This window comes from Erwinia sp. QL-Z3, assembly GCF_004551645.1.
In the GTDB taxonomy this organism is placed as follows: domain Bacteria; phylum Pseudomonadota; class Gammaproteobacteria; order Enterobacterales; family Enterobacteriaceae; genus Erwinia; species Erwinia billingiae.
The window spans coordinates 2,954,929-2,975,739 of record NZ_CP037950.1 but is presented as its reverse complement, the minus strand read 5'-3'; the positions used below and the strand labels follow the sequence as shown (position 1 = coordinate 2,975,739).

At 58.6% G+C, this 20,811-nt stretch carries 17 protein-coding genes; 8 read left to right on the top strand and 9 right to left on the bottom strand.

The window, feature by feature from the left end:
- The first annotated feature begins 39 nt into the window (after positions 1-39).
- Positions 40-2,307 carry a mechanosensitive channel protein gene (gene ybiO, locus E2F51_RS14455; protein ID WP_134823788.1) on the top strand — a complete coding sequence of 756 codons (2,268 nt, stop codon included), beginning with the start codon at positions 40-42 and terminating at the stop codon, positions 2,305-2,307.
- Here the strand turns inward: ybiO and rlmF are convergent.
- Positions 2,304-3,236, bottom strand: a complete 933-nt coding sequence (gene rlmF / locus E2F51_RS14450) for a 23S rRNA (adenine(1618)-N(6))-methyltransferase RlmF (protein ID WP_134823787.1) — start codon at positions 3,234-3,236, stop codon at positions 2,304-2,306. The two genes, ybiO and rlmF, sit on opposite strands and share 4 nt — an antisense overlap.
- A gap of 126 nt (positions 3,237-3,362) precedes the next feature.
- Here rlmF and E2F51_RS14445 point away from each other — a divergent pair, with 126 nt between their 5' ends.
- Positions 3,363-3,992 carry a flavin reductase family protein gene (locus tag E2F51_RS14445; protein WP_134823786.1) on the top strand — a complete coding sequence of 210 codons (630 nt, stop codon included), beginning with the start codon at positions 3,363-3,365 and terminating at the stop codon, positions 3,990-3,992.
- Positions 3,993-4,404: 412 nt separating this feature from the next.
- On the opposite strand, the gene hutH (E2F51_RS14440) is transcribed toward E2F51_RS14445, so the two are convergent.
- From hutH (E2F51_RS14440) to E2F51_RS14420, 5 genes are read right to left on the bottom strand one after another with little or no spacing between them, the layout of a single operon-like run.
- Positions 4,405-5,907 carry a histidine ammonia-lyase gene (gene hutH / locus E2F51_RS14440; RefSeq protein ID WP_134823785.1) on the bottom strand — a complete coding sequence of 501 codons (1,503 nt, stop codon included), beginning with the start codon at positions 5,905-5,907 and terminating at the stop codon, positions 4,405-4,407.
- A gap of 2 nt (positions 5,908-5,909) precedes the next feature.
- A complete protein-coding gene (locus E2F51_RS14435) occupies positions 5,910-6,692 on the bottom strand; it encodes an ABC transporter ATP-binding protein (protein WP_013201449.1) in 783 nt (260 codons plus the stop codon).
- Positions 6,685-7,428 carry an ABC transporter permease gene (locus E2F51_RS14430; RefSeq protein ID WP_013201448.1) on the bottom strand — a complete coding sequence of 248 codons (744 nt, stop codon included), beginning with the start codon at positions 7,426-7,428 and terminating at the stop codon, positions 6,685-6,687. Before E2F51_RS14430 ends, E2F51_RS14435 begins: the two co-directional genes overlap by 8 nt.
- A 12-nt stretch (positions 7,429-7,440) precedes the next feature.
- Positions 7,441-8,157: an ABC transporter permease gene (locus tag E2F51_RS14425; protein ID WP_013201447.1), complete on the bottom strand. Its 717-nt coding sequence runs from the start codon at positions 8,155-8,157 to the stop codon at positions 7,441-7,443.
- 16 nt (positions 8,158-8,173) lie between these two features.
- Complete coding sequence (locus E2F51_RS14420) at positions 8,174-9,031, bottom strand: transporter substrate-binding domain-containing protein (protein WP_134823784.1); 858 nt, start codon at positions 9,029-9,031, stop codon at positions 8,174-8,176.
- Between the two features lie 461 nt (positions 9,032-9,492).
- On the opposite strand from E2F51_RS14420, the gene hutC (E2F51_RS14415) reads away from it, so the two are divergent.
- Positions 9,493-10,221: a histidine utilization repressor gene (gene hutC / locus E2F51_RS14415; protein ID WP_371732186.1), complete on the top strand. Its 729-nt coding sequence runs from the start codon at positions 9,493-9,495 to the stop codon at positions 10,219-10,221.
- 39 nt (positions 10,222-10,260) lie between these two features.
- Here the strand turns inward: hutC (E2F51_RS14415) and hutG are convergent, their stop codons facing one another.
- Positions 10,261-11,040 carry an N-formylglutamate deformylase gene (gene hutG / locus E2F51_RS14410; RefSeq protein ID WP_134823782.1) on the bottom strand — a complete coding sequence of 260 codons (780 nt, stop codon included), beginning with the start codon at positions 11,038-11,040 and terminating at the stop codon, positions 10,261-10,263.
- A complete protein-coding gene (hutI, locus tag E2F51_RS14405; RefSeq protein ID WP_134823781.1) occupies positions 11,037-12,257 on the bottom strand; it encodes an imidazolonepropionase in 1,221 nt (406 codons plus the stop codon). Before hutI ends, hutG begins: the two co-directional genes overlap by 4 nt.
- A gap of 76 nt (positions 12,258-12,333) precedes the next feature.
- On the opposite strand from hutI, the gene E2F51_RS14400 reads away from it, so the two are divergent.
- Positions 12,334-13,689, top strand: a complete 1,356-nt coding sequence (locus tag E2F51_RS14400) for a formimidoylglutamate deiminase (protein WP_134824872.1) — start codon at positions 12,334-12,336, stop codon at positions 13,687-13,689.
- Positions 13,686-14,234, top strand: a complete 549-nt coding sequence (locus E2F51_RS14395; protein ID WP_134823780.1) for a HutD family protein — start codon at positions 13,686-13,688, stop codon at positions 14,232-14,234. Before E2F51_RS14400 ends, E2F51_RS14395 begins: the two co-directional genes overlap by 4 nt.
- An 862-nt stretch (positions 14,235-15,096) precedes the next feature.
- Here the strand turns inward: E2F51_RS14395 and hutC (E2F51_RS14390) are convergent.
- Entirely contained in the window at positions 15,097-15,852 is a 756-nt protein-coding gene (gene hutC / locus E2F51_RS14390) for a histidine utilization repressor (protein WP_013201440.1), read from the bottom strand.
- Positions 15,853-16,237: 385 nt separating this feature from the next.
- Here hutC (E2F51_RS14390) and hutH (E2F51_RS14385) point away from each other — a divergent pair, with 385 nt between their 5' ends.
- From hutH (E2F51_RS14385) to E2F51_RS14375, 3 genes are all read left to right on the top strand, one after another.
- Positions 16,238-17,782, top strand: coding sequence for a histidine ammonia-lyase (gene hutH / locus E2F51_RS14385; protein ID WP_013201439.1), 1,545 nt, complete (start codon positions 16,238-16,240; stop codon positions 17,780-17,782).
- Positions 17,783-17,808: 26 nt separating this feature from the next.
- A complete protein-coding gene (gene hutU / locus E2F51_RS14380) occupies positions 17,809-19,494 on the top strand; it encodes a urocanate hydratase (RefSeq protein WP_013201438.1) in 1,686 nt (561 codons plus the stop codon).
- Between the two features lie 136 nt (positions 19,495-19,630).
- Positions 19,631-20,788 carry a M20 aminoacylase family protein gene (locus E2F51_RS14375; RefSeq protein WP_134823779.1) on the top strand — a complete coding sequence of 386 codons (1,158 nt, stop codon included), beginning with the start codon at positions 19,631-19,633 and terminating at the stop codon, positions 20,786-20,788.
- Positions 20,789-20,811: the final 23 nt, after the last annotated feature.

Here is a 20,811-nt window from a genome sequence, read left to right as displayed (position 1 = left end):
TCTGGCTGATGCTTTCTCGCGCCGCACTTGGAGAACACGATGTGGGTACCCTCTCCACCCTGGCGCTATGCCTTCAGGTGGCTTTTTTTTGCCGTAATACTGTTTACCGCACCGGCGCACGCCGTGTCACTTCCCGCCGCTGCCGTGGCGGCTTCGCAAACCCAGCAACACAGCGCGACCAGCCAGCAGGATCAACCTGACCCTGCCGAGCAAAAGGCCGCCTATGCCGCGTTAGCCAATATCCTGCAGAACGATCGGTCGCGTCAGGCGCTGATTGACCAGCTCAGAAGCGCCTCAGAGACGCCTGCCAGCGCGCCGGAACCGGTACTGACACCACCTGCAGTAGATGATGATAAAACGGTGCTGGAGAGCGTTACCGACGTCAGCCGCCACTTTGGCGGGGAGTTCCTGACCAAAGTCGAAACGCTGCAACGCAATATTGCCGATGCCCCGCACAAACCCTTTAATCAGCACACGTTCTTCACCGCCCTGAGCCACTTTTCGATGCTGGCCGTGGCGCTGTTCGCCTTTTACTGGCTGATCGGATGGGCAATGACGCCGGTTTACCGCCGGATGGGGCAATGGGGACGGGTGAAAAACAGCGACCGCACCAACTGGCTGCATCTGCCCGGCATGATCCTTGGCGCGTTTATTATCGATCTGCTGTTGTTGGGTATCGCGCTGTTTGTCGGGCAAATCCTCAGTGACGCGCTGAATGCCGGCAACCGCACCATTGCCTATCAGCAAGGGTTGTTCCTGAATGCCTTTGCGCTGATTGAATTCTTTAAGGCGATCCTGCGGCTGATGTTCTGTCCACGCTATCCTCAGCTGCGTTTCTTCCATCTGGCTGATGACCGCGCCGCGTACTGGAACACGCGCCTGAGCTGGTTGAGCGGACTGATTGGTTATGGACTGCTGGTGGTGGTGCCGATTGTCTCCAATCAGGTCAATGTCCAGGTGGCCGCGCTGGTTAACGTGATTGTGATGGGGCTGATTACCGTCTGGGCGTTGTATCTGATTTTCCACAACCGTCGCAATATTCAGCGCGAGTTGGTGAGTCTTGCAGACCGTTCCCTGTCGTTCTTCTCGCTGTTTATCCGCGCGTTTGCGCTGGTCTGGCACTGGCTGGCCAGCGCCTATTTTATCGCCCTGTTCCTGTTTTCAATGTTCAATCCCGGCGACAGCCTGAAGTTTATGATGTCCGCAACGGTGCGTTCGCTGGCGATTATCGGCATCGGCGCACTGGTGTCGGGCATCCTGACCCGCTGGATTTCCAAAACCATCATTCTGTCGCCTGAGTTACGGCGCAACTATCCCGAGTTGCAGCAGCGGGTGAACGGCTGGATTTCAGTGATGTTGAAGCTGGCGCGCACGCTGACGGTGTTCGCGGTGAGTTTGCTGTTGCTGAACGCGTGGAATCTGTTTGATCTCTGGCACTGGCTGACGGTCGGCGCGGGCGTGAAGCTGGTGGATGTGATTATCCGCATCGTGATGATCCTGTTCTTCTCCGCCGTCGGCTGGACGTTGCTGGCGAGTCTGATTGAGAGCCGTCTGGCGTCCGATTCCCACGGTCGCCCGATGCCCAGCGCCCGAACCCGCACCCTGTTGACCCTGTTCCGCAATGCGCTGGCGGTGGTGATCAGCACCATTACCATCATGATCCTGTTGTCAGAAATTGGTGTAAACATTGCGCCATTATTGGCGGGTGCCGGAGCGTTAGGTCTGGCGGTCTCCTTTGGTTCGCAGACGCTGGTGAAAGATATTATCACCGGGATTTTCATCCAGTTTGAGAACGGCATGAATACCGGGGATTTGGTGACTATCGGCGCGATCACCGGCACCGTAGAGCGGATGTCGATTCGTTCGGTCGGCGTGCGGCAGGATACCGGTGCGTATCACATCATTCCCTGGTCTTCGATCACCACCTTCGCCAACTTTGTGCGTGGCATTGGCTCGTTCGTGGCGAATTACGATGTCGATCGGCGGGAGGACAGCGAGCGGGTGAACAGCATTTTACAGGCGGCCGTTGAGGAGTTGATGCAGGATACGGATATTCGCGGGATGGTGATTGGCGAGCCGTCCTTTGCCGGGCTGGTTGGGCTGACCAATCAGGGCTTTACGGTGCGGGTGTCTTTCACCACGCAGCCGCTGAAGCAGTGGACGGTTCGCTTCGCGCTGGACAACATGGTGAAGAAACATTTTGATGCGGCCGGTATCAGAGCGCCGCATCAGACCGTGCAGGTGATGCAGACCGGTAGCGAGATTGACGGTGCCGCCAGCGTCCAGTCGTTACCTGCGCCGGATTAAACGCGGCCCATCTGACGTTCACGCGCCGGTTTTTCCATAAAGGTCCAGGCGATGATGCGGCTCTGTTTTTGCCCCTGCGCCATTTCGATGGTGCGGTAGGCAACGACTTCGTGCTCTTCCAGTGCGCGCCAGATGTCCGGCAGGTTCTCTTTGCGGGATACCAGAGACGTGAACCAGACGCACTGGCGGGAGAAGTTAACGCTTTCGGCGATCATGCGGCTGATAAAGCCTTTTTCGCCGCCGTCACACCAGAGTTCATCCTGTTGGCCGCCGAAGTTGAGCGGAGAGTTTTTCGCCAGGCCAAGGTTACGCACTTTACGCTGGGTGCCCTGTTGAGCATCGCCGGCAGAGGCGTGGAACGGGGGATTACACATCACCGCGTGGAAGAATTCGTTTTTGTGGATGATGCCGCTGAACATCAGGCTGCTGTCTTTCTGACGACGCAGGCGAACGCCGCGGTTGAGGTCCGGGTTAGCGGCAATAATGGCGTTTGCGGCCTTCATCGCTTCTTCATTAACTTCGCTACCGGTGAAGCGCCAGCCGTATTCGCGGAAACCGATCAGTGGATAGATGCAGTTTGCGCCACAGCCGATATCCAGTACGGTGATGTCGCGCGGCACAGAACGCTTATTATCTTCCGCCAAAAGGTCGGCAAGATGGTGAACATAGTCAGCGCGGCCCGGCACCGGTGGGCAAAGGAAGCCTTCCGGGATGGTCCAGTTAGCGATCTGATAAAAGTGCTGCAGGAGCGCCTGATTCAGGGTACGCACCGCCGCCGGATCGGCAAAGTTCACCGATTCATCACCGTGTTGGTTAACGGCCACAAAGTCTGCCAGCGGAGGAAAGCTGGCGATCAGCGCGGGGAATTCATAACGCGCGCGGTGACGGTTACGGGGATGAAGCTGAGTTTTTTCGGCGGTGTATTTCATGAGCGGCTCTCTTGTCTGAAGCCGCGTAAGATACCTGCTAAGGTAAAGATCGTAAACACTTCCCGACTTTTTTCCGCGAACAGTTGTTCTACACTGTGCGATTCCCGTAAAGATAAAGGTGTCCTGATGTCCCAATCCCGTTACTCGTATCAACCCCGTCTTGGTCATGGTTTACCGCACGATCCTTTAAACGCCATTATCGGTCCGCGGCCGATAGGGTGGATCAGTTCACAGAGTGCCAGCGGCGATCGCAATCTGGCGCCATACAGTTTTTTCAACTGTTTCAACTATAAGCCGCCGATCATTGGCTTTTCGAGTCAGGGTTGGAAAGACAGTGTGGCCAACATTGTTGAAACCGGCGAGTTTGTCTGGAATCTGGCAACGCGGGAGTTAGCGGAAGCGATGAACGAGAGTTCCGCCTCGGTTGCGCGAGATGAGGATGAGTTCGCGCTGGCCGGGTTAACCGCCTTGCCGGGCACGCAGGTGGCGGTGAGCATGGTCGCTGAAAGTCCGGTCAATTTTGAGTGCAAGTTGACGCAGGTGTTGCAGTTGGAAGGGGTCAACGGCGAGAAGTTGGAGCAGTGGATGGTGTTTGGCGAAGTGGTCGCGATCCACATTGATCCGAGGTTGTTGGAAGATGGCATTTACCAGACGGCGAAGGCCAATCCGATTCTCAGGGCCGGGGGTCCAAGTGCGTATTACGGGATCAGCGAGGAGTTGCGTTTCGATTTGATTCGGCCGGATGCGCGTCGGTAGGGTTTTTGAGGAATGAGGTTAAGGGCACAGGTCAAAACCTGTTCCGGGGTACGGCGTCAGCAAAGGTCAAAACCTGCTCCGTGGTTCGGCGTCGACATAGGACACCCTTAAGCTTCTGCGTTGTTAGGGAGCTGGGTGGCTGCACAGGTCAAAACCTGTTCCGTGATTCGGCGTCGACATAGGGCACCTTATCCGGGACGCCGTAAATACATCCTTGTAGGCTTGGATGCAGCATCCCTGCTGCATACACCCGGCTAAGGTGCCCTATGCCGCCACCCTTAAGCTTCTGTGTTGTTGGGGAGCTGGGTGGCTGCACAGGTCAAAACCTGCTCCGTGGTTCGGCGTTGTTGTGGAGATTGTGGCTGGGTGGGAAAGTTTTAAGACCGACATGAGCGTTAATCTGTAGTCACTTTCAGACCGCAATATGCTGGGTGCGGATCAGATGCGCGGCTTTTTCGATCTCGGGTGCCAGCCAGCGATCTTCCCGCCAGGTTGCGACTGTCTGTCTCAGCAATCGCCAGGCACGTTGCGTGCCCTCGCCCCCGTGTTCAGCGTTATGGAAGTCCAGCGCCTGGGCGGCAAGCAGGTATTCGATAGCCAAAATCTGTACGGTGTTGTCGGTGAGTTTCAGCAGCTTTAATGCCGCGCTGGTGCCCATGCTCAGGTGGTCTTCCTGCAGGCCGGAGGTGACGTAGTTATCCAGTACCGCGGGCTGTGCCAGCTGGCGGTTCTCGCCGCACAGTGAGGCGGCAACGTATTGCGCAATCATCATGCCGGAGTTGACGCCCGGTTCAGCCACGAGGAAGGCGGGCAGGCCGCTGACCAGCGGGTTGATCAGGCGGTCGAGGCGGCGCTCCGCCACGCTGCCGGTTTCGGCCACCGCAATGGCTAACGCATCGGCGGCCAGCGCCACGGACTGGCCGTGCGGGTTGGCCTGTGACACCACGCGCCACTGCTCAGCCGTTCCCAGCACCAGCGGGTTGTCAGTGGCGGCATTCAGCTCTGTTTCAATCTGCCGGGCCGCGTAATCAAACTGATCGCGGCTGGCACCGTGGATTTGCGGCATCGATCGCAGGCTCAGAGCATCCTGAGTGCGGATGCCTTTGCTCTCGGCGATAATCTGGCTGCCCGCCAGCAGGCCACGCAGCCGTTCCCCCACAATCTGCACGTTGGCGCTGCCTTTGAGTGCCAGGATCTCGGCATCGAAGGCGTCGAGCTGGCCGCGCAAGGCTTCAAAACTCATCGCGCCGGTAACGTCTGCCCAGGCAAATAAGCGGCTTGCTTCTTCCAGCGCCAGGCAGGAGAGTCCGGTCATACAGGGCGTGCCGTTCACCAGGCTCAGGCCATCTTTCGCGCCTAACCGGCACAGCGGCAAATCTTCGGCCGCCAGCGCTTCCGTTGCCGGCACAATTTGCCCACGATAACTGACGTGGCCGACGCCAATCAGCGCCAGCCCGACATGGGCCATATGCGTCAGGTAGCCAACCGATCCTTGCGTCGGCACCTGTGGGGTGATGCCGCGATTCAGTAACGACAGCAGCCCCTGCACAATTTCTGGCGAAACGCCGGATTTACCGTGGCTGTAGTTGCCAATGGCGGCGCAGATAATTGCCCTGACCTGCACATCTGGCAGTTTAGGCCCGACGCCGCAGGCATGGCTCAGCAGCGTATTGCGTGACAGCTGGCTGAGCTGATCGTCTTCCAGAGTAATATTGCACAGCGCGCCCAGCCCGGTGTTGATGCCATAGGCGATCTGCTTATCGCTGACGATACGGCTGACAATGTCGCGCGCGGCATAGATTCGCTGCCAGGCGGCGGCACTCAGTTGCAGGCTGGCGGAGGATTTCGCCACCTGCACCACGTCCTGCCAGTTCAGGCGCGTATCGCCCCAGGTGACCTGCTCTGTTGTGCTCATGGTTAGCCCGCCCGATGACTGGAAATAAACTGTTGGAAACGCGGCGATCCCTGTTCGCCAAACATCTCTTCCGGCGTGCCCTGGCAGTCGATGGTGCCCTGATGCATAAACACCACGCGGTTCGACACGTTACGGGCAAACCCCATTTCATGGGTAACCACCAGCATGGTGCGGCCCTCTTCGGCCAGGCTGCGCATCACTTTCAGCACATCGCCGACCAGCTCGGGATCCAGCGCAGACGTCGGCTCATCAAACAGCATCACTTCCGGCTCCATCGCCAGCGCGCGGGCAATCGCCACCCGCTGTTGCTGACCGCCCGACAGCTGCGAAGGATAGAAATCTTTGCGGTTCAACAATCCGACGCGGTCGAGAATTTTTTCCGCCTGCGCAATGCACTCTTTCTTGCTGCGCTTCAGCACATACAGCGGCCCTTCAATCACGTTTTGCAGCACGGTCATATGCGACCACAGATTGAAGCTCTGAAAGACCATTCCCAGCCGGGAACGCAGCGACTCCACCTGGCGATGGTTGGCCGCCAGCTGATGCCCGCGCGCGTGGCGCTTCATCTCGATAGTTTCGCCCGCCACGCTGACCACGCCCGAGTCCGGCGTTTCCAGCAGATTGATGCAGCGCAGAAAGGTACTTTTGCCGGAGCCGCTCGCGCCGAGGATCGAGATCACGTCGCCCTTTCTCGCCTCCAGCGAAATGCCTTTTAATACTTCAAGCGAGCCGAAAGACTTGCGGATGTCGTTCATCGACAGGGTAATTGGGGCGTAATCAGTCATGTTTCTCTCCGGCAATCACAGGGGGAACAGGCAGCGGCACATCGGCCTCCACCGGGCGCAGACGTGGCGACAGCCTGCGCTCAATCCAGGCATAGATTTGGACGATGATAAAATTGAGGATCAGGTAAATCAGCGCCGCACAGACGAACACTTCCATCGTGCGGTACGTGCGCTGAATAATCTGTTGCGCCACGCCGGTGACATCCCACACCGTCACCAGGCTGGCAAGCGCGGTGGACTTCACCAGCAGGATCGCTTCGGTAGAATAGGCCGGCAGCGCATAGCGCAGCATGATGGGCGCGATAATCCGGCGCAGCAGCAGCCAGCGGGACATGCCGCAGGCCATTCCGGCTTCAATCTGCCCGGAAGGGATCGCCAGCAGGCCACCACGAAAAATTTCGGCGGTGTAAGACGCGGTACAGAGTGCCAGCGCCACCACCGCGCAGAAGAACGGCTCACGCAGCACCGGCCAGACAAAGCTGTGGCGGATCACCTCGAACTGCCCCAGGCCGTAATAGATCAGGAACAGCTGGATCATCAGCGGTGAGCCGCGGAAAACCAGAATATACAGACGGGCGAAGCCGCTGAGCAGCGGATTGCGGCTCATACGCATCGCCAGGATCACCAGTGCCAGCAGACCGCCCAGCACAAATGACGCGAAAAACAACCCCAGCGTCACCGGCAGTGCGGCCGCGAGTTTGAGGAAGGTATCGGTCAAAAAAGCAAAATCAATCATCGGGCCTCTCCTTTAGCTGTGGGCCGCAGTGCGGCTTTGATGTGCGCGCCCCAGCCGTTGTTCCGCCTTTTTAAAGGCGGTGTTCGAGAGCACCGTCAGCAGCAGATAACAGGTGCCGCCAATCAGATAAAAGGTGAAGTATTGCCGGGTGGAACCGGCCGCCACCTGGCTGGCACGCATCAACTCCACGATGCCGGTCACCGAGATCAGCGCCGAATCCTTCAGGCTCATCTGCCAGACATTGGACAGGCCCGGCAGCGCGTAACGCACCACCTGCGGCAGTATGATGCGTTGCAGAATGCGCCACTTTGGCATGCCGATGGCCTGTGCCGCTTCGATCTCGCCGGAATTGAGCGCCAGTCGGCCCGCGCGAAAGACTTCCGCCTGATACGAGGCGGAAATCAGGCCGATCGCCAGCGCGCCAATCAGAAACGGCGGCACCTCGATAAAGCCATCAGCACCAAACATCTGACCAATCTGGGTAATTAGCCCGGAGCCACCGAAATAGAACAGGTAGATAATCAGCAGTTCCGGAATGCCGCGGAAAATCACTGAATAGCCGTCACCCAGCCAGCGCACCGGACGTCTGGGAGAAAGCTTGGCTGCCGCCACGCCGCTGCCCACCACCGCACCGACCATCATCGCCACCAGCGAAAGCAGTAATGTGGTCAGCGTTGCACTCAGGATTAAGCCTCCCCAGCCATTTTCACCAAACCCAAGATTGGCCATTGTTGCGTCTCCCCGCCTACGGCGTTACGTCAGTTTTAAACCATTTTTGGCTGAGCTTTTTCACCGTGCCATCCGCCAGCGCCGCTTTGATCGCCTCATCCAGTTTGGCTTTCAGATCGTTGTCAGATTTACGGATGCCCAGCGCTTCGCCTTCACCCCAGATCGGACCGCCCAGCTGCGTGCCGCCCAGCTGAAGATCCTTGTTCTCCGGCTTGCTCAGAATCGAAGTGGCAAAGGTCACATCGTCAAACACCGCGTCAATACGCTCGGCCTGCAAATCGAGGATCGCATCCGCCGATGCGTTGTACTCGCGCACGGTCGCCACATCCTTGAAGTACTTATCAATAAATGGCGTGTACACCGTGCCGGAGGCGATGCCGATGGTTTTGCCCTTCAGCGCCGCTTTCAGGCTGGCAATCGCCGGTTCGATTTCTTTCGCATCGTCATGCAACTTGATGATCCCGGCAGCGCCGGTGCCCGCCGGCAGCACGCCGCCGCTTTTGGTGGTGATAAAGCTGGCCGGGGTTGAGGCGTACGGCACGGTGAAGTCAATTACCTTGCGGCGGTCCGGGGTGATGACGATCGCATCCATGATCACGTCGTATTTCCCGGCCTGCATACCGGCAATCATCCCATCCCAGTTCTGCACCACAAGCTTGCAGCTGATTTTCATCCGCTGGCACAGGTCAGCCATTAGCTCTGGCTCAAAGCCGCTGAGCTTGCCGCCTGGCAACGTCATGTTCCAGGGTTCGTAGCTGCCTTCGGTGGCAATGGTGATCGATTTCCACTCTTTCGCCTGAACAGAGACGGCGCAAAGCAGGGCTGAAGTAAGAAGGGAGGTAACCAGTACCCGACGGACTAACGGATGTTTCATCAAGCGCTCCTGGAGAAAAGGGGTGGCACAACTGACGGCGCAACCCTGAGTTTGTCTCTGTTAAACCCGCACAGAGGTGAAGTAGCTATGTCATGTATATACAAGTAAAGCCGTGACTATTCCCGCGACCAAAGACAAAACTGTGACGCACTCTATGTTAATGACTTGTTGTCAGTAGTTGTTATGTCTTGTACATACAACCAGAGCAATTTTTATGCCATTTTCACCCTTACCGGCTCACCACTGCTAAAACAACAAACGTCTGAGCCAAACAGCCGTTTAGCCTGGTAACGACATCAATCTTTTGCACCAGAAGAAGGCAATACGCACCAAAACGGCACGGTTAAGTGCGGTTAACGGCGGCAAAAAATGTCTGTTGTACCGTCAGATACACTGTGTACACTTTCTCCTCAGCCCGCAAAAAGGTATCCGCAGTGTCAGACCACAAAGCGCTCTCCGAGATGATTACCCTGCTCAGCAATGAACCCGCCCCGCTCTATCAACAGGTCAAACAGGGCATCATCAACCTGATCCGCGCCGGACACTGGCAACCCCATCAGCGCGTTCCCTCGGAAAGTGAAATGGTGGTGGAACTGGGCGTCAGCAGAATGACCATCAACCGAGCGCTGCGGGAGCTGACCAGCGAAGGGTTTCTGATGCGCCTGCAGGGCGTCGGCACGTTTGTCGCCGAGTTAAAGGCGTTCACGCCGATGCTGGAGGTGCATAACATTGCCGATGAGATTGCCAGCCGGGGACACCGTCACGCCAGCGAGGTGCTGTTCCTGCGTGAGGAAAAGGCCGAGTTTATCGCCGCCCAGGCGCTGGGCATCAGCGTGGGGGCAGTCCTGTTTCACTCGCGCATTATCCATTTTGATAACGAGATACCGGTGCAGTTAGAGGATCGTCAGGTTAATCCGCGGGTCGCCCCTGACTATCTTCAGCAGGATTTTACCCAGGGAACGCCCTTTGCTTATCTGACCGGGGTTGCGCCGTTAACCGCCGGTGAGCATGTGGTGGAAGCGGTGAGCGCCACGGAAGAGGAGCGGCAGTTGCTGCAGATTGCGGTGGGTGAACCCTGCCTGCAAATTCAGCGCCGCACCTGGCATCAGCAGGCGGTGGTGACCTGCGCACGCCTGCTGTATCCGGGCGCGCGCTATAAGATGTTCGGCCGTTTCCAGCCGCAGAATTAAGGGATTAAGCCAGCCTGCTGATTGAACAGGCTATTGAGGTTAGCGCTTTAGCATCCGGTCGATAAGTTGCTTCAGCAGAGGTTGCAGCGTGCTGGCCTTATCGCCGCGCCAGTTAAACGGCGGCGTCTCATCCATATAGTTGCACTGGGCCAGCTCCAGCTGTACCGCATGCTGATTTTCTTCCGGTTTACCGTAAGCGCGGGTGATATAGCCACCCTTAAAGCGCCCGTTCATCACCCAGCTGAAGCTGGATTGCGCGGCACAAATCTCCGTCAACCCTTCGGCGATGGACGGGCTGCAGCTCAGGCCGCCATTGGTACCCAGATTCACATCCGGCAGCTGGCCGTCGAACAGACGCGGGATCACCGAGGCGATGGAGTGCGCATCAAACAGCAGCGCATAGCCAAACTTCTGCTTAATACGCGCCAGCTCCTTTTGGATTTGCTGATGGTACGGCGTCCAGAGAGTCGCCAGATAGCCTTGCCGCTGCGCATCGGTGGGCGTCATGCCGGGCTTGAAGGTTGGCGTACCGTCAAACAGCGTTTCGGGATAGAGTCCGGTGGTGGCGGTGGTGTACAGCGCCTCGTTATCCGGCGGTCGGTTCATGTCGATAACAAAACGGGAATAGTTGGCCACCAGCACGCTGGCACCCATCTCACGGACAAAATCATACAGCTGGGGGATATGCCAGTCGGTGTCCGGCAGGCCGCGGGCCGCTTCACTCAGGCCCTGTTCGACTTCCGCTGTCAGCGCGGTGCCGGCATGCGGGATGCTGACCAGTAAGGGTAGCGAACCCTGGGTAAACTCAAATGGTTTCATCGAATTGCCTCTCCTCTGAAGATCACCTGACAAGGCAATTGCCCGCCAAGCCAGTAAACCAGTTCCGCCGGGCGCTTCAGCGGCCAGTGAACGAAATCAGCGTATTTGCCGGTCTCAAGCGAGCCCTGCGTATCCGCCAGGCCCAGCGCCCTTGCGCCATGCAGCGTGGCTCCCGCCAGCGCTTCTTCCGGCGTCATACCGAACAGCGTGCAGCCCATATTCAGCATCAGGCGTAATGACAGCGCGGGCGAGGTGCCCGGATTGGCATCGCTGGCCAGCGCCATCGGCACTTTGTACTGGCGGAACAGCGCCACCGGCGGCACCTGTTTTTCACGCAGCAGGTAGAAAGCGCCGGGTAGCAAGACGGCCACGGTGCCGCTTGCGGCCATCGCGGCCACATCCGCTTCGGTGGCATATTCCAGGTGGTCAGCAGACAGCGCGTTAAACTTCGCCGCCAGCGAACTCCCACCGAGGGAAGAGAGCTGTTCGGCATGCAGTTTCACCGGCATCCCCAGCCGTTGCGCGGCCTCAAACACGCGGGTGACCTGAGCCGGCGAGAACGCCAGATGCTCGCAGAAGGCGTCCACCGCATCGGCGAGTTTTTCGCGGGCGACCTGCGGCAGCAGCTGTTCGCAGATCAGCGTGATCCAGCCATCAGGATCGGATTTGAATTCAGGTGGGGTGGCGTGAGCGGCCAGGCAGGTCGAGCGAATCTGCACCGGATGGATCTTTGCCAGCTGGCGGATCGCTTTCATCATCCGCAGTTCGCTCTCCTGGTCCAGCCCGTAACCGGATTTGATCTCAACGGTGGTGACGCCTTCCGCCAGCAGTCTTTCCAGCCGCCAGCTGGCACTGGCCACCAGTTCGTCGAGCGAGGCTTTGCGGGTGGCGGTGACCGTCGAAATGATCCCCCCGCCCTGCGCCGCAATTTCGCTGTAGCTGACGCCGTTGAGTCGTTGTTCGAACTCGTGGCTACGGTCGCCGCCGAACACCAGATGCGTATGGCAATCGACGAAGCCTGGCGTCACGATCCCGCCATCCAGTTTGTTATGGATATCGGCGCGAATATGTTTTGCGTCTTTCCATGGGCCAATCCAGACGATCCTGTCCTGACGCACCGCGATAGCCCCGTTCGGGATGATGCTATACTTGCCCTCCTGCATCGTCACGATATCGGCACCGTACCACAGGCTGTCACAGCGAAGTTCACCGCTCATCTTCTCTCCCGGCTTTACTGTTGATTCATAAGTATGTATATGTATATACAACTACATTGCCTGGGAAGCAACCATGATGGCTCGCTATTTTGCGCCGCGCGTCCTGCTGGTGGACGGTTGGCATCACGATGTTTTGATTGAAGTCGACGACGCTGGTTTTATTCAGAAGCTCACGCCCAATGCCGCTGAAGGCGACGCCGAACGCCTGAATGGCGCGGTGATCCCGGCGATGGCGAACCTGCATTCTCATGCCTTTCAGCGCGTGATGGCGGGGCTGGCAGAAGTGGCTGGCGATCCGCAGGACAGTTTCTGGACCTGGCGCGATTTAATGTATCGCATGGTGCAGCGGCTTTCGCCTGAGCAGGTTGGCGCCATCGCCGCTCATCTTTATGTCGACATGCTGAAAGGCGGCTATACCCAGGTCGCTGAATTCCATTATCTGCATCACCATACCGACGGCACGCCGTATCCGCAGGATCAGATGTTGCAGCAGCTGATTGCCGCAGCCGGCCGCGTCGGCATCGGTCAGACCATGTTGCCGGTTCTCTACAGCTATGCCGGTTTTGGTGCGCAGCCGCCGCAGCCGGGCCAGAAGCGCTTTATTCAGGATACCGCCGGTTATTTGCGTCAGCAGCAGCAGTTGGCTGAGCTGCTCGCCGACAAGCCGTTGCATAATCAGGGGATTTGCTTCCACTCGCTGCGTGCGGTCAGCGAACCGCAGATGCGTGAGGTGCTGGCCGCCCTGCCGGACAGTCTGCCGGTGCATATTCACGTTGCCGAGCAGGAAAAAGAGGTGGCTGACAGTCTGGCGTGGAGCGGTGAACGCCCGGTCAGCTGGCTGCTCAACCGGTTTGCGGTGGATGCGCGCTGGTGTCTGATCCACGCCACTCATCTCGACGAGAGCGAGGTTTCGCGTCTCGCCGCCAGCAAGGCGGTCGCCGGTCTTTGCCCGACCACCGAAGCCAATCTCGGCGACGGGATTTTCCCGGCCACCGACTATATCGCCCTTGGCGGCCGATGGGGCATTGGTTCCGACAGTCACGTTTCGCTGGATGTCGTTGAAGAGTTGCGTCTGCTCGAATACGGTCAACGGCTGCGCGATCGTCGTCGCAACCGCATAGTCACCCCAGAACAAACCTCGGTTGGCGATCTGCTTTACCGTCAGTCGCTGGAAGGCGGTGCGCAGGCCTGTGGCGTGAAGATGGGTCAGTTGGCGCAAGGATACCGGGCCGACTGGCTGGTGTTGGCCGATGATGCGTTATTGGGAAGCACGGCAGACGCTTCGCTGTTGAACCGCTGGCTGTTTGCCGGGCATCGTGGGCAGATTCAGGACGTCTTTGTTGCCGGTAAGCAGGTGATTGCGGACGGTAAGCACGCCGATCAGCCGCAAATCGATGCGGCGTTCCGGGCTGTGGTTGAGGCGCTGAAATGATGCATTTCTTTGACATGCAAACCTTGCCGGTCAGCCGTTGGCGCAATGGCGGCGGCGAAACGCGGGAGATCATCAGTTTCCCGCCCTACGCCGAGGCCTTCAGCTGGCGCATCAGCATTGCCACCATCGCTCAGGACGGGGATTTTTCCCTGTTTCCAGGCATCGATCGGGTGATCACGCTACTGGACGGCGACGGTGTGGAGCTGAATGCCCGTGGCAAGTATCAGCAGCTGTTATTGCGCAACCAGCCATTTGTGTTCGCGGGTGAAGATGAGATTTCGTCACGGTTAATCGGTGGCGTAAGCAGTGACTTTAACGTGATGACCCGGCGGGAAACGCATCAGGCAGCGGTGCGGGTGGTCAACGAAAGTATTTTCCCTGCTGCCGAAACCGCCGGCGTCGCCTATGTGTTAGCCGGAGAATGGGTCCTTGGCGACCGCCGTTTGCAACAGGGTCAGGGCGTCTGGTGGCCGCAAAACGGTGAGCCGCTGGCACCGGGATCGGCGGACGCCGAGTTGCTGTTTACGGAGATTAGGCAGAGATAGGTTGGGTTGGTGAGTTAAGTCGTCTGGGTGTCTTGGTCGCCAGGTTAGGGAGAGTTTGTGGCTGCTATTCTGTAAGTCGTCTGGGTGTCTTGGTGGCAAGGTCTGGGAGAGTTTGTGGCTGCTATTCTGTAAGTCGTCTGGGTGTCTTGGTCGCCAGGTCAGGGAGAGAGGGGTGAACACAAAGTCGCCGTGAACCCATCCCTGGGGGCTCAGCGGCGACATCCCTGTCGCCGATGCTTTGCTTATCACCCCTCTCTCCCTTCCCGTCAGCTTCAGCGTCGAAGAGTTAATTCGGGACGCACAGGTCAAAACCTTTCCACGTTTGGATTTTGATCTGTGTGTTCACCAAACCATCCGAAATCGTTGAAGTTAGTGGGCGGTAGCACAGAGCGGGTTAGCCGAGTGTATGCCGCAGGGATGCGGCATCCAAGCCCCCAGGGATGGGTTCACGGCGTCTCGGATAACCCGCTCTGTGCGGACGCTATACACCGAACCCGGTCTTGACCTTGACTGAAGGCTAACACCAAAGCCGAATTTGACCTTGGCTGAAGACTTACACCCAACCCGGTTTTGACCTTGACTGAAGACTTACACCGAACCCGGTTTTGACCTGTGCATCCACAAAACCACCCAATAAACGTTGAAGTTACCGGGCGGTAGCACAGAGCGGGTTAGCCGAGTGTATGCCGCAGGGATGCGGCATCCAAGCCCCCAGGGATGGGTTCACGGCGTCTCGGATAACCCGCTCTGTGCGGACGCCATACACCGGACCCGGTTTTGACCTTGGCTGAAGCCATACACCAAAGCCGGTTTTGACGTTGGCTGAAGACTTACACCGAACCCGGTTTTGACCTTAGTAAACCTAGCCGTGCCCCTTAAAACGCCCCAGCAACTTATATCGCGAGCCGGGATATAACAGCTTGGCGTAGGTCACGATCTTCGCGTCACTCCATGTCTGACGGCGGATTAACAAACAGGGTTCATTGGCCTCTATCGCCAACGACGTACACTGCTGACGATTCGGCAATACCGCTTCGACAATGTGCTCACCCGCCGTTAATGGCGCGACGCGCATCAAATAGGTGTAAGGGGTTTGCGCGGTGAAATCCTGCTGCAAATAATCCGGTGCCACCAGCGGATTCACCAACCGGTCCTCCAGCTGAACGGCCAGATCGTTCTCGAAATGCACAATCACCGAATGGAACACCGCATTACCGGTGCTCAAACCCAATACCGAGGCCTGCTCAGGATCGGCTTTGATTTCCCGTAATGCCACAATCTTGCAACTGTGGCGATGCCCGCGCTGAGCAATCTCCTCGGCAATATTGTGCACTTCCAACATCGCCGTGTAGCCTTTCGACTCGGCCACAAAGGTGCCGACGCCCTGCATGCGGATCAAATAGCCTTCGCTGGTCAGCTCACGCAACGCCCGATTTATGGTCATCCGGCTGACGCCAAGCTCATTCACCAACTCGCTCTCAGACGGCACCCGCTGATTCGACTTCCAAACGCCTTCCGTAATCTGGCTGACGATCGCCTGCTTCACCCGCTGATAAATCGGCGCAGGCTGATCGCTCATGGCGGCTGAAAGTTGAGAAATGGCAGTCTGCTCGACCATAAATTGCTTCCTTAATGAAAATACTTTCGCCAGTTTACTGTTAACCCACCCAAATGTATATACATCTGAGGGGCAACCACTGCACTGCAATGGAGCAGCATGCTTCAGAATAGCGCACGACCCGCGCCTCGATTAAAAACACCACCAGCCCAGTCACCACGCGGATCCGGCCCTGAAGCCCGCCGCCACCTCGCCTGAGATGAAATTCACCACAGACAGAAAGTTTTGTGATCGAACTGGCACAAGCATTGCTAATTGTATAGACAAGACTATACACATCTGCTTCACTGCAGAAAGTGACCTGTTAAGCCCCCGCTGCCCAATGGCAACGGCATCCCTGAAAAAGGGTCGATACCCTACGAACTTGTCTATACAGGAGTATACCATGTCAGCCACCCCGCATCTCTGCCACCTGATCCCCGGTAAGGTTGAGTTGGCGATGCTGAAACGCATCTATCACGGTGAGGTTCACCTCTCGCTGGATGACAGCGCCCGCGCCAAAATCCTTGAGGCCCGCGCCACCGTCGAAGCCATCGTTAATTCTGGCAAGGTAACCTACGGCATCAACACCGGCTTCGGCAAACTGGCGCAAACCTCTATCCCGGCTGAACGCCTGGCGGAACTGCAACGCAACCTGGTGCTCTCGCACAGCGTCGGCCTGGGTGACCTGCTGCCCGACGACGTGGTGCGCGTGGTGATGGCGACCAAAATCATCAGCCTGGCGCGCGGCCATTCAGGCGTGCGCATCGAACTGATCGACGGCCTGCTGGCCCTGTTTAACGCCGGCGTGATGCCCTGCATTCCCGAGAAAGGATCGGTTGGCGCGTCCGGCGACCTCGCACCGCTGGCGCACCTTTCCCTGATGCTGCTGGGCGAAGGTGACGTGCGGGTTGAAGGCAAACTGATCCCGGCGACGGAAGGCCTGGCGCTGGCCGGCCTGCAACCGTTCGTGCTGGGACCAAAAGAAGGCCTGGCGCTGCTGAACGGCACCCAGGTGTCGACCGCACTGGCCCTGCGCGGCCTGTTCGAAGGCGAAAAAGCCTTTGCCGCCGGACTGGTTGCCGGCGCGCTGTCGCTGGAAGCCATCAAGGGATCGATTAAACCTTACGACAGCCGCATCCATGAAGCGCGCGGTCAAGTGGGGCAAATCGCCGTGGCCGCCGCCGTCACTGCGCTGCTGGAAGGCAGTGAAATCCTCCCTTCGCACGCCAACTGCGGCCGGGTGCAGGATCCCTACTCCATTCGCTGCGTGCCTCAGGTGATGGGCGCCTGCCTCGATAACCTGACCCACGCCGCCAAAATCCTGCAGATTGAAGCCAATGCGGCTTCGGATAACCCGCTGGTCTTCAGCGACACCGGCGATGTGATTTCCGGCGGTAACTTCCATGCCGAACCCGTTGCCTTCGCCGCCGATATTCTGGCGCTGGCGATTGCCGAAATTGGCGCCATTTCCGAACGCCGCATGGCGCTGTTGCTGGATACCGGCCTGTCCGGCCTGCCACCGTTCCTCGTCAACGACGGCGGCGTCAACTCCGGCTTTATGATTGCCCAGGTCACCGCGGCCGCGCTGGCCTCGGAAAACAAATCCCTGGCGCACCCTGGCAGCGTCGACAGCCTGCCTACCTCGGCAAACCAGGAAGACCACGTCTCAATGGCAACCTATGCCGCCCGACGCCTCGGCGCGATGTGCTTTAACACCTCGGCGGTGGTCGGCATTGAAGCGATGGCGGCTGCACAGGGCATCGACTTCCATCGCCCGCTGCAAAGCTCTCCGCTGATTGAGCAGGAACTCTCTGCCCTGCGCGAGCGCGTCGCCTTCCTCGACAAAGATCGCCTGATGGCGCCGGATATTGAACAAATGCGGTTATGGGCAAGCAGCGACCGCTGGCCGCAGCCAGTTGCCGCCCTTTTACCCAGTGCAGCACGTTAAGCAACCCCAAAATTAAGGACTGAAAAATGAGTGACAACGTAAGCAAAGCCGTGGCTCGCGAAGTGCGTGCCCCTCATGGTAGCGAACTTAACTGTGCCAACTGGCTGATTGAAGCGGCCTACCGCATGATCCAGAACAACCTCGATCCCGACGTGGCAGAGCGCCCGGAAGATCTGGTGGTGTACGGCGGCATCGGGAAAGCGGCCCGTAACTGGGAGTGCTTCGAGCAGATCCTGCGCTCGCTTAAAGCCCTGCAACCGGAAGAAACGCTGCTGGTGCAGTCCGGCAAACCGGTCGGCGTGTTCCGTACCCATGCCGATGCGCCGCGCGTGCTGATCGCCAACTCCAACCTGGTGCCGCACTGGGCCACCTGGGACCACTTCCACGAGCTGGATAAAGCCGGCCTGATGATGTACGGCCAGATGACCGCCGGTTCCTGGATCTACATCGGTGCCCAGGGCATCGTGCAGGGCACCTTTGAAACCTTCGTTGAGGCCGGCCGCCAGCATTACAACGGCGACCTGAGCGGTAAATGGATACTGACCGCAGGCTTAGGTGGCATGGGCGGCGCGCAAACGCTGGCTGGCGTACTGGCTGGCGCGTCGGTGCTGGCCGTTGAGTGCCAGGAATCGCGTATCGACTTCCGCCTGCGCACCCGCTATGTCGACTTCAAAGCCACCAGCCTCGATGAAGCGCTGGCGATGATCGACAGCGCCAACAAAGAAAAACGCGCAATCTCCGTCGGCCTGCTGGGCAACGCCGCTGAAATTCTGCCGGAACTGGTGAAACGCGCCAAAGCCGGCGGCATGAAGCCGGACATCGTTACCGATCAGACCTCGGCCCATGACCCAATCAACGGTTACCTGCCGGTGGGCTGGCGCGTTGAGCAGTGGGAAGAGACCCGCAAATCCGATCCTAAAGCGGTGGCGAAAGCCGCCCGTGCCTCGATGGCGGTGCATGTGCAGGCGATGCTCGACTTCTGCCATATGGGCATTCCCACCGTCGACTACGGCAACAATATTCGCCAGGTAGCGCTGGAAGAAGGGGTCAAAAATGCCTTCGATTTCCCAGGCTTTGTCCCGGCGTATATCCGTCCGCTGTTCTGTGAAGGCAAAGGTCCGTTCCGCTGGGTGGCGCTGTCTGGCGACCCGGAAGATATCTACAAGACCGATGCCAAACTGAAAGAGCTGTTCCCTGATCACAAAAACCTGCACCGCTGGCTGGATATGGCGCAGGAGCGCATTGCTTTCCAGGGCTTGCCAGCCCGTATCTGCTGGCTGGGACTGGGCGAGCGTCACCTTGCCGGTCTGGCCTTTAACGAAATGGTGCGCAATGGCGAACTGAAAGCGCCGGTGGTGATTGGCCGTGACCATCTGGACTGCGGCTCAGTCGCCTCGCCAAACCGGGAAACGGAAGCGATGAAAGACGGTTCTGATGCCGTTTCCGACTGGCCGCTACTGAATGCGCTGCTGAATACTGCGGGCGGCGCGACCTGGGTCAGCCTGCACCACGGCGGTGGCGTCGGTATGGGCTTCTCGCAACATGCGGGCGTGGTGATTGTTGCCGACGGTACCGCAGAGGCCGATAAGCGCCTGGGCCGCGTATTGTGGAACGATCCGGCGACCGGCGTGATGCGTCATGCGGATGCGGGTTATGAACTGGCGCAGGAATGTGCCGCGAAGCACGAACTGAACCTGCCGATGATTCGCTAGACCTGATGGTCGGGCGCCCTGCCCGGCCTGTTTCATTTTTTCGCCATCCGCACAGCACGCCATTTCTGCCCGCCATTTTATGCTACCTTAAATCAGCCAGATATCAGGAATGACAGCCCGCAGAGGAGAGGACGTTATGGCAATCCCCGTTTCGCTGATTGAACAAGCCACCCGCTGGCGTAAAGAGCTGCATGCTCTGCCGGAACTGGGCTACCAGGAACATCAGACTTCCCGCAAAGTCGCTGAACTGCTGCGGGAATTTGGCTTGCAGGTGCATACCGGCCTGGCCGGCACTGGCGTGGTGGGCTCGCTGGAAAACGGCCCCGGGCCGACGATTGGTTTCCGTGCCGATATGGACGCCCTGCCGATCACCGAGCTGGGCAATGCCGAATGGCGTTCCACCCAGCCAGGCGTGATGCACGCCTGTGGTCATGATGGCCATACCGCCATGCTGTTGGCCGCCGCAAAACATCTGAGTGAAACCCGCCAGTTTAGCGGTACGGTGCACTTTGTTTTTCAGCCGGCGGAAGAGAATCTCGGCGGCGCCCGCAAAATGGTTGCCGATGGCCTGTTTGAGCTGTTCCCGATGGATGCGATCTACGGCCTGCATAACTGGCCCGGCTTGCCGGTCGGTCATCTGGCGGTTAACAGCGGCGCGATGATGGCCTCGCTGGATGCCTTCGAAATTACCCTGCATGGCAGAAGTTGCCATGCGGCGATGCCTGAAAACGGCGCGGATCCGATTGTGGCTGCCGCCCAGCTGATCCTCGCACTGCAAACCATTCCGGCCCGTCGCCTGTCGCCGCTGGCGTCTGCGGTGGTCAGCATCACCCAGATTGCCGGTGGTGAAGCGATCAACGTCATCCCTGAGAATGTGGTGCTGCGCGGCACCCTGCGCTGTCTGCAAGGGGATGTCCGAAGCAAAGTGCGCAAGATGATTGATGAATTCGTTACTACCTTCACCGCACCAATGGGCATTGAAGGCAGCATTGAGTATCTGACGGATTATCCGGTGACGCGCAACAATGCGGCGGAAGCGGAGAAGGTGCGCGACTGTGCGCTGGCGCTGCTGCCGGCTGAACGGGTGCATTGGGAAGTCAGTCCGTCGATGGCGTCGGAAGACTTCGCCTGTATGCTGGACGTCTGTCCGGGTGCCTACTTCTGGATTGGCGCCGATGGCGAGACGCCATCCAGACCGTTACACAATGCCCATTACGATTTTAACGATCGGCTGATTAGCGAAGGCATTTCGCTGTGGACCGCGCTGGCCGAGCGTTTACTGCCTCTGCAATAAACTGACGTCGGGCGGTAAACGCG

What these genes read in the sequence shown, in the direction of transcription:
- ybiO (WP_134823788.1), top strand. Translation starts at nt 40, where the DNA reads ATGTGGGTACCCTCTCCACCCTGGCGCTATGCCTTCAGGTGGCTTTTT.
- rlmF (WP_134823787.1), bottom strand. Translation starts at nt 3,236, where the DNA reads ATGAAATACACCGCCGAAAAAACTCAGCTTCATCCCCGTAACCGTCAC.
- E2F51_RS14445 (WP_134823786.1), top strand. Translation starts at nt 3,363, where the DNA reads ATGTCCCAATCCCGTTACTCGTATCAACCCCGTCTTGGTCATGGTTTA.
- hutH (WP_134823785.1), bottom strand. Translation starts at nt 5,907, where the DNA reads ATGAGCACAACAGAGCAGGTCACCTGGGGCGATACGCGCCTGAACTGG.
- E2F51_RS14435 (WP_013201449.1), bottom strand. Translation starts at nt 6,692, where the DNA reads ATGACTGATTACGCCCCAATTACCCTGTCGATGAACGACATCCGCAAG.
- E2F51_RS14430 (WP_013201448.1), bottom strand. Translation starts at nt 7,428, where the DNA reads ATGATTGATTTTGCTTTTTTGACCGATACCTTCCTCAAACTCGCGGCC.
- E2F51_RS14425 (WP_013201447.1), bottom strand. Translation starts at nt 8,157, where the DNA reads ATGGCCAATCTTGGGTTTGGTGAAAATGGCTGGGGAGGCTTAATCCTG.
- E2F51_RS14420 (WP_134823784.1), bottom strand. Translation starts at nt 9,031, where the DNA reads ATGAAACATCCGTTAGTCCGTCGGGTACTGGTTACCTCCCTTCTTACT.
- hutC (WP_371732186.1), top strand. Translation starts at nt 9,493, where the DNA reads ATGATTACCCTGCTCAGCAATGAACCCGCCCCGCTCTATCAACAGGTC.
- hutG (WP_134823782.1), bottom strand. Translation starts at nt 11,040, where the DNA reads ATGAAACCATTTGAGTTTACCCAGGGTTCGCTACCCTTACTGGTCAGC.
- hutI (WP_134823781.1), bottom strand. Translation starts at nt 12,257, where the DNA reads ATGAGCGGTGAACTTCGCTGTGACAGCCTGTGGTACGGTGCCGATATC.
- E2F51_RS14400 (WP_134824872.1), top strand. Translation starts at nt 12,334, where the DNA reads ATGGCTCGCTATTTTGCGCCGCGCGTCCTGCTGGTGGACGGTTGGCAT.
- E2F51_RS14395 (WP_134823780.1), top strand. Translation starts at nt 13,686, where the DNA reads ATGATGCATTTCTTTGACATGCAAACCTTGCCGGTCAGCCGTTGGCGC.
- hutC (WP_013201440.1), bottom strand. Translation starts at nt 15,852, where the DNA reads ATGGTCGAGCAGACTGCCATTTCTCAACTTTCAGCCGCCATGAGCGAT.
- hutH (WP_013201439.1), top strand. Translation starts at nt 16,238, where the DNA reads ATGTCAGCCACCCCGCATCTCTGCCACCTGATCCCCGGTAAGGTTGAG.
- hutU (WP_013201438.1), top strand. Translation starts at nt 17,809, where the DNA reads ATGAGTGACAACGTAAGCAAAGCCGTGGCTCGCGAAGTGCGTGCCCCT.
- E2F51_RS14375 (WP_134823779.1), top strand. Translation starts at nt 19,631, where the DNA reads ATGGCAATCCCCGTTTCGCTGATTGAACAAGCCACCCGCTGGCGTAAA.